The 7,202-nt window shown below is 38.8% G+C and carries 6 protein-coding genes and 1 pseudogene; 3 read left to right on the top strand and 4 right to left on the bottom strand.

The window, feature by feature from the left end:
• The first annotated feature begins 181 nt into the window (after positions 1-181).
• Entirely contained in the window at positions 182-715 is a 534-nt protein-coding gene (locus FJR37_RS14795) for a hypothetical protein (RefSeq protein ID WP_053540308.1), read from the top strand.
• Here FJR37_RS14795 and FJR37_RS14790 read toward each other — a convergent pair.
• On the bottom strand, positions 712-1,842 hold the full coding sequence (locus tag FJR37_RS14790) for an extracellular solute-binding protein (RefSeq protein WP_168466367.1): 1,131 nt from the start codon (positions 1,840-1,842) through the stop codon (positions 712-714). The genes FJR37_RS14795 and FJR37_RS14790 overlap by 4 nt on opposite strands.
• A 251-nt stretch (positions 1,843-2,093) precedes the next feature.
• Here FJR37_RS14790 and FJR37_RS14785 point away from each other — a divergent pair, with 251 nt between their 5' ends.
• Positions 2,094-2,441: a hypothetical protein gene (locus tag FJR37_RS14785; protein ID WP_168466366.1), complete on the top strand. Its 348-nt coding sequence runs from the start codon at positions 2,094-2,096 to the stop codon at positions 2,439-2,441.
• Here FJR37_RS14785 and cobT read toward each other — a convergent pair.
• From cobT to FJR37_RS14770, 3 genes are all read right to left on the bottom strand, one after another.
• Positions 2,435-3,538, bottom strand: a complete 1,104-nt coding sequence (gene cobT / locus FJR37_RS14780; RefSeq protein ID WP_168466365.1) for a nicotinate mononucleotide-dependent phosphoribosyltransferase CobT — start codon at positions 3,536-3,538, stop codon at positions 2,435-2,437. The two genes, FJR37_RS14785 and cobT, sit on opposite strands and share 7 nt — an antisense overlap.
• Before the next feature lie 224 nt (positions 3,539-3,762).
• Entirely contained in the window at positions 3,763-4,473 is a 711-nt protein-coding gene (locus FJR37_RS14775; RefSeq protein WP_039202547.1) for a DUF2232 domain-containing protein, read from the bottom strand.
• A 14-nt stretch (positions 4,474-4,487) separates the two neighbouring features.
• Positions 4,488-5,186 carry a Crp/Fnr family transcriptional regulator gene (locus FJR37_RS14770; protein WP_039202546.1) on the bottom strand — a complete coding sequence of 233 codons (699 nt, stop codon included), beginning with the start codon at positions 5,184-5,186 and terminating at the stop codon, positions 4,488-4,490.
• Positions 5,187-6,268: 1,082 nt separating this feature from the next.
• Between FJR37_RS14770 and FJR37_RS14765 the strand changes: the two are divergent.
• A pseudogene (locus tag FJR37_RS14765) lies at positions 6,269-7,202 on the top strand (hypothetical protein); the annotation flags it as partial.

Below are 7,202 nucleotides of genomic sequence, written 5' to 3'. Positions count from 1 at the left end.
CCCCTACTCCCCCTACTCCCCTACTCCCCCTACTCCCCTACTCCCCCCACTCCCCCCACTCCCCCCACTCCCCCTACTTCTGACTTCTGAACTCCTCCTCCATAAAATTTTTATATTTCAATCAGGATTTTCTCGATTGAACCATGAACATTATGGGAAATAAATATCAAGTATCAAAGCTATGACTAACAATAAGTTATTTATCCGTAAAAAACCACTGTTATTATTAGCAATGGGATTTTTTACTGCTTCGCTTTTACCCATTCTCCCATCAAAAGCAGAAAATATTTTTCTCCCCTCTGATGCACCTTTGCAGCTAGATTTACTTACCCAACCAAAGGATAATATCATCACAGCTAAAACTATTGATCCCCAAAAATTAACAGTTCCTAGTTTATGGTGGGCTAAGGAAAACTCGGAAAAACAACTTTTAGATAATTGGATAGTTTACCCACCCTCGCAAACAGAACCACCCCGGGCAGATTTAATTGTTAATCAGCGAATTTGGGGCTTATTAGACTATTTTGGTAAGTATGTTTTTGTGAATCGTTTAGGTGGTCTAGCTAGTAAATTTGGTTACAATATCCGAATTTTTAACTACCAGAAAGAAGCTTTAGCAACGTACACCTGCAATTTTTCTCAAAGTCCTGCTTCCTGTCGGCTTCAGATGAATCATCGAAGTCAAGTCGGTTTCAGTTTTGCTTTGTCAAATTAGGATTTTTTGATCTTCATAAATAAATCTTCGTACTCTTTCATCACTGCTGGAGGGAAAGGCAGTAAAAATTCACTTTTGGCAAAAGTTTCTGAATCAGTTAATAATAAATTCTGTAACTGCTTCTGAATATCCCCATTAACCATAGTCTTGTCAATGGGAGAATTGCTTTTAGTTAGTAGGGCAATTTGTTTAGATGTATTGGGTTGTAAACAAAAATCTAGCCATTGGTATGCTAAACTGTCATTATTAACACCTGTGGGACTTACCCATAAATCAGCCCAAATTGCTGTTCCCGATTTGGGGACAACTGCGGCAAATTTTGGATAACGATTGATGATGGGGATAATATCATCAGACCAACCAACTGCTAACCAAGTGTCCCCAATAATTAGTGGTTCTAGATAGTTTTTAGAATCATAGAATTTGACTTGTTGATTTAATGCTTTTAATTCCGTTTCTAAGGCAGAGATTTGATTGATATTGTCTGTATTATAAGATTCTCCTAATTTCTTCAAAACTAAACCAATGACTTCTCTGGGATGATTTAGTAAAGAAATGCGATTTTGCAATTCACTCCGCCATAAATCACTCCAATCTGTTGGTGTCCAACCCAATTGTTGAAACTTTTCTTGATTATAAATAATTACTGTATTTCCCCACCGATAAGGAACGCCCCAAATTTTACCCTCTTGGTCATGCTTAATTATCTGTTGCCATTTTTGATTGAGGTTAACTAGATTTTTGATATTTGCTGTTGCTAATGGTTGAATTAATTTTTGATCAATTGCTGTTTGTAACCAATAATCTCCCAATGTGATTAAATTGGCAGTTGGTGATTTTTGATTTTGATTGAATGGTAAATAACGAGTCCATTGTTGCTGATTATTAGTCGGTGGTTGTTGCCAGGTTTGTAATAATTTAAATAAATCCTCCAACTGATTAATTGGGGTAAATTTTAATTTACCCTCTTGAGTTACGGTTTTCCGAAACTGATTAACTACCTGACCGGGGATAGAATTTTTTAATAATTGGACATTTAAGAGTGGTTGCTGGTTTGTTCCGCAGCCGGCGATCGCCTGAGAAAGTGCTAAGGTACTTGTACCTAATAAAAAAGATCGTCTGTCCATAGTTTTATATGTATAATTACGGCTGATAAGTAGGCGAACGGGAAAAAACCGTAGACGCGGAGCGGCTTCTCATAAGAGTAATATGTAAGGAAAAGTAAAGTTGCCCAACTTATCAATATTATTGATTTACTTCTATACATGGCATTAAAATTTGATGAAAGTCATCAAAAGTTAAATAATCCATAAGTATAACTAAGATCGTCAGTAAAGTGAATAACATAGAGAAAATATTTTTTTGGTGCAGGTATTAAATGGAATCATTAGAAAAACAAATTCTCACCTTAAGCCAGCAGGTTAATGCCATCTATGAAGTGATTGAAAGGCTCGATATGCGCCTATCTCAAGCTTTGTCAGATTCATCTTTACGGCAATTACCAGTCATAGAGCATTATTTGGAAAAAAAGCAGCCGGCAAATGAGTTAAAAGAATGGAAGCATAAGGATATTTTACTTGATAGTATTCCCGAAATGAGTTATCAGGCTATAGATAAACAAATAACACCAGAAATTCAAATTCAACGGCTAACAACTCAGTTAACTGCCGCATATCATCGGATTGCTGCCTTAGAAGAACAGTTACTCAAACAGAGGGTTTATTGATGGGTGCTAAGTTGCTCAAGTTGGGCTTCAATTGCTGCTAATAGTTGATTTTGTTGCCAATTTCGACTTAAAGCAGCAGCAATACAAGCCGCACCGGCACCAACACCTTCTTTCACAAAACCCCGTTCATAAGCTTGAAGTTGGGGATATCGGGAATTAGCAAAACTCAATTGTGTAGCTAACAAGGGGGGGATGCTATTTTTATTGAAACTTTGGGCTAAGTCAATTGTTGCGCCTGTGGAATCTTCTGCTACCCAACGGGTTGTACCAATGACAATTTCTGCGGGTTCCCAAGATAGGTCATATCTGTGAGCGATCGCTTGAATTAAAGCATAAACTGCTAACATTTGTGTACCTCCACCTAATAATACCCCACAACTTCGACTGGCAGCGATCGCCATTCCTGCTACTACCACCTGCATAGGATCACCTACCGCTGCCACCAGTTCTAAAGGATCAACTGACGGAGGAATTTTTGCCAATCCAGTCTGCACCAAATCCCATTTTTGCCCATGATTACACACAGGATGGCTACTATTAACTTTGCCAACAGCATCAATCCCCAAACCAGTTAAAATTGCCAAAGCCGTTGTTGTGCCACCAACAACGCACTCACTAATAATTAAATACCTATCAGAATTTAATTGAGAACTTAATTGAGAACCCCAACGTAATCCTTCAGCTAGTAAATGTTTAACAGTATCTACATTCATAGCTGCACCCCCACTTAAACATCTCGCCGGCGTACCACCCAACTCAATTAATGGCACAGGTGGAATATGTGGTAATCCGGCATTAAATAAGTAAACAGGGATATTTAAATTAGCCACCACCGCCCGCGAAATTAGCACAGGAGAAGCCCCCGAAGTCAAAGGTGGCAGAGGGTACTTAGGTTGATATTCAGCGCCGTAATAGAGAAATTCCGCATCAGCACAAGCCGTATATCGGCGATCATCTGGAGTCAAACCAGCGGCAGAAATCCCAGGAATCAAACCAGTTTCTGTAAATCCTAAAACACAGGCAAATATCGGTAATTTACCGCGATAACGATTGAGCCATGCTTCACCCTGGGGAACTTGGGTGTAAATATTAATCATATCTAAACTGTGATTTTTCTGATTTTCCTGATTTTCCTGATTTTCCTGATTAATTAATCATCTTCATCCAATTAATCAAAAAAATCATAGTTATGACTAAGTAGGTGAACACAATAAAACCAAACTGTGTAAAGAAATGTAAAATCGCCCAAACCCTCTTCACTCTTGCCTCTTGCCTCTTGCCTTTTGCCTTGCCATAAGGACAATTTTCAACACCAACCTACTTATTCATAATCCATCAACATCTGCACCCAATGAGGTGGACGGGGAATGGGATTGCCTAAACGGTCTAAAAGTAACCAAGCCGTAAGATGAACTATAAACAAGTAAATAAAATTATTGAGAAGAATAAGAGCGATCGCTCCCAATTGAATTAATAGTAAATTGGGAGTCATTAACAATTCCAATTTTAAAAAAATCCATTCAATAATTTCCGTCACCTGAGTAATCACATAAACCCACAAATCTTCCCCCGATAGCACCGACAAAAACCACAGGCGAAAAAACACCCCCAGCGTCCCCAACAGCGTCCCTAAAGCAATAGAAACAATCCAGGGTACACGGCGATACCAAGTCGCCCCTAGCAGCACACCCATCAAGGCAAAAGGCATGACAAATAATAAACTCCGAACCGGACCCATCAACACAGACAACAACAACCCAGAAGTCACCGCTGCCATCCAAGCTGCTCGTTTACCCCAACGTAAATAAACCAAAGCAATAGGAATAGGGAAAAATACCCGCAATACTGGACCCAAAGGAAAATAAAAATTAATAAACCAAATTAAACTCGCCGTACTGGCTAAAAAAGCCGTTTCCACCATCCTTAAGGTACTTTCAACCTTCAGAGGTTGGTACTGTAATCGCGCTTGGGAAAGAGATTCAGGAGATGAATCTTGCTCTGGTTCTTCTGGTAGGGAATCAACGATACTCATGCCAAACAACTAAATTAAACTATAGTTTTTTCCAAAGCTGACCAATCTGGAATATGAATTCTATCTTGATCCCTCACAATCAAACCCTTTTTTTCTAGCTTTGTCAGCACTCTTGTCACAGTTTCCCGTGCCAATCCACTTAAACTACTTAACTCTCGGTGTGGTAAATTAGGAAGTTGCGTGCCGGCATTCTCTTGTTTTCCTTGTCCCTCTGCCAAAAATAGCAACGTATCAGCCACCCGTGACTGACTATCTGATTCCCGAAGACGTAATCTTTTGTTAACCTGTCGCAACCTTCTCGCCATTAATTGAGCCAATCTCACGCCGGCTAAAGGTTCTGTTTGCAGCAAATTCACAAAATCCTGAGCAGGTATACTCGCAATCGTCGTCTCTGCTAGAGTAATAACATCAGTAGAACGGGGGACTTCATCTAACGCTGCCATTTCCCCAAATAATTCCCCTCTACCAATAATATTTAGCGTTACTTCTTTCCCCTCTAAATTGTATGTACGGATTTTTACCCATCCATTTATAATAAAGTATACAGAACCTCCCCAGTCATTTTCTAGTAAAATTACTTGGTTAGCTGGATGAGTACGAGTAACAAGATGAGTTAGAACCTTTTCTAAGCCTAGTTCTGGCAAGCCTTGAAAAAATGGCACTGTAATCATCCATGTATGGGATGCGTTATTTGTATTATATCTTTCTTCCATCAGGGCATCTTGTTTATTAAAGTTGCTATCATCACAACACTAAAATCGTTATTCTAAACCCAATACTGCTCGGTTAAGCCTAAAAAGTCATTATCTGGTAGATTGTGTTGTGGAACGTTTACGTATCCCTGCGGGACACTGCGTAAACGCGGAGCAATGGAACGTTTACGTATCCCTGACGGGAGGCGTTAGCCATAGTGTGGCGTATCCCTGCGCTGGCCGGAGGCATCAGCCATAACCCAACATTATCAAGGATTTTGTTGGGTTTCGTTCCTCAACCCAACCTACATTTCCTTAACCGACAAGTATTGATTCTAAACCTACATCATCATAGTAAAATCACCTCTAACAGAGATTGTCTTAAATTGGACTAACTATGTTATGTAAAAAAGTAAAAATATACCCCTAATATAACCTTTTTTCTGAGATTGTTGTCATTGTTGTGGTAAATACTGATTGACAATATTGACTAATATAGAAGTATTATTTGATTTTCGTGTATCCTCAACGAGAGTGCATGACCAACATCACGCAATCTCATTAACTGCATCCTACACTGAGAAACTAGCTAAACCTTAATCGTATCAATACCTTCGCCATTTTTTGTAGGTTGGTTTGAGCGACAGCGCAACAAATACACATTTGTTGGGTTGTGCCTAATTTCTCCGGCACGCTAAAGTAAACAACATGACCTACGAATCAAAGCTTTTTGAAATTTGGCGAAGGTATTGCTTCTACAATTTTTTTCACTGTCTTTATCAGTAAATATGGCTATAAGTATGTGAACACAATAAAACCAAACTGTGTAAAGAAACGTGAAATCGCTGAAAACTTCTTTACTCTTGCCTATTGCCTATTGCCTATTGCCTATTGCCTATTGCCTATTGCCTATTGCCTATAACCTATCACCTATTGCCTATCACCTATTGCCTATCACCTATTGCCTATCACCTATCACCTATTGCCTATTGCCTATTGCCTATTGCCTATTGCCTATTGCCTGTTCCCTGTTCCCTGTTCCCTTTTTTGTAATTGTCAGTCTCTTACAAATCAACGTACATTTTTAACTAAGGTAATTTAACGTGACTTACCATACTGATGAAATTCACCAACTAATTGCAGATATTGATCACTTACTGTCTCATAGTGCTAAAGGTCTTTCTAAGTTCCTTTCTAACCAAGGACAACAGGAAAAAGAGATTTTACAACGAGTGCGGAGCTTTTTAGTGCAATTGGAGGAAGATGAAGTATCAAAGAATGATGTCCTACCAGAAACTACTCAATCATCTCCCACACCAGGATTTTCATCTCTGTTGACACAATTTAATCAACAGCACCTTCCATCTATTTTAGAGTCTTCTGGACACCCACCAGAGACAAGTAGTGATGAAACCGCGCAAACCAAACAAGAAATAACGGTTTTATTTCAGCCTTTACAAGCAGAATTATCCAGGCTATTGGCAGAAAGAGCAGATTTGATTGAGGAAATTAGACAACTAGAGCAAAAGCGACTACAAAACTCTTCATTAAGCCAGCAGTTACCTAATCAACAGGAGATGATTTCTGATTTTTTAGAAGTCCTCATGGGTCGTTTAGTACCACATTTACAATCAAATTCTGGGTTAATAATTAACGCTAATGTCCAGAACCTAGACGCAATTACTTCTGGTATTCAACCGATTTTAGAATCAGCAGAACGGATAGAACAGTTAGCAAATTTAGCTCGGAATTTAGATCAACGTTTACTGTCTTTAGATGGAACTGTCAATAGTGTTTTTGAAGCACTAGAACGTAATATTAACGCCTATTATCATTCCTTGTCTCAGGCATTAGCTAAAATGCACGATCAGGGGATACAGGGTGAACAATTAATGGCAAATTTCCTCAATAATTTGACTCAATATTTACAACAGCAAGTTTTGATTAATGAGTCTTCTATCTCTCCTTTAAATCCTCAAATAGTATCGGCATCACCATCATTAGCTGAATCTTCGGTTGTTGAGAAATCAAAAACTT

The sequence above is a fragment of the Aphanizomenon sp. UHCC 0183 genome, from assembly GCF_009712065.1.
Taxonomy (GTDB): Bacteria; Cyanobacteriota; Cyanobacteriia; order Cyanobacteriales; family Nostocaceae; genus Dolichospermum; species Dolichospermum heterosporum.
This window is presented reverse-complemented; position numbering and strand designations above follow the sequence as displayed.

Coding starts and splice junctions, on each gene's coding strand:
- FJR37_RS14785 (WP_168466366.1), top strand. CDS start 2,094: ATGGAATCATTAGAAAAACAAATTCTCACCTTAAGCCAGCAGGTTAAT.
- FJR37_RS14770 (WP_039202546.1), bottom strand. CDS start 5,186: ATGGAAGAAAGATATAATACAAATAACGCATCCCATACATGGATGATT.
- FJR37_RS14790 (WP_168466367.1), bottom strand. CDS start 1,842: ATGGACAGACGATCTTTTTTATTAGGTACAAGTACCTTAGCACTTTCT.
- cobT (WP_168466365.1), bottom strand. CDS start 3,538: ATGATTAATATTTACACCCAAGTTCCCCAGGGTGAAGCATGGCTCAAT.
- FJR37_RS14775 (WP_039202547.1), bottom strand. CDS start 4,473: ATGAGTATCGTTGATTCCCTACCAGAAGAACCAGAGCAAGATTCATCT.
- FJR37_RS14795 (WP_053540308.1), top strand. CDS start 182: ATGACTAACAATAAGTTATTTATCCGTAAAAAACCACTGTTATTATTA.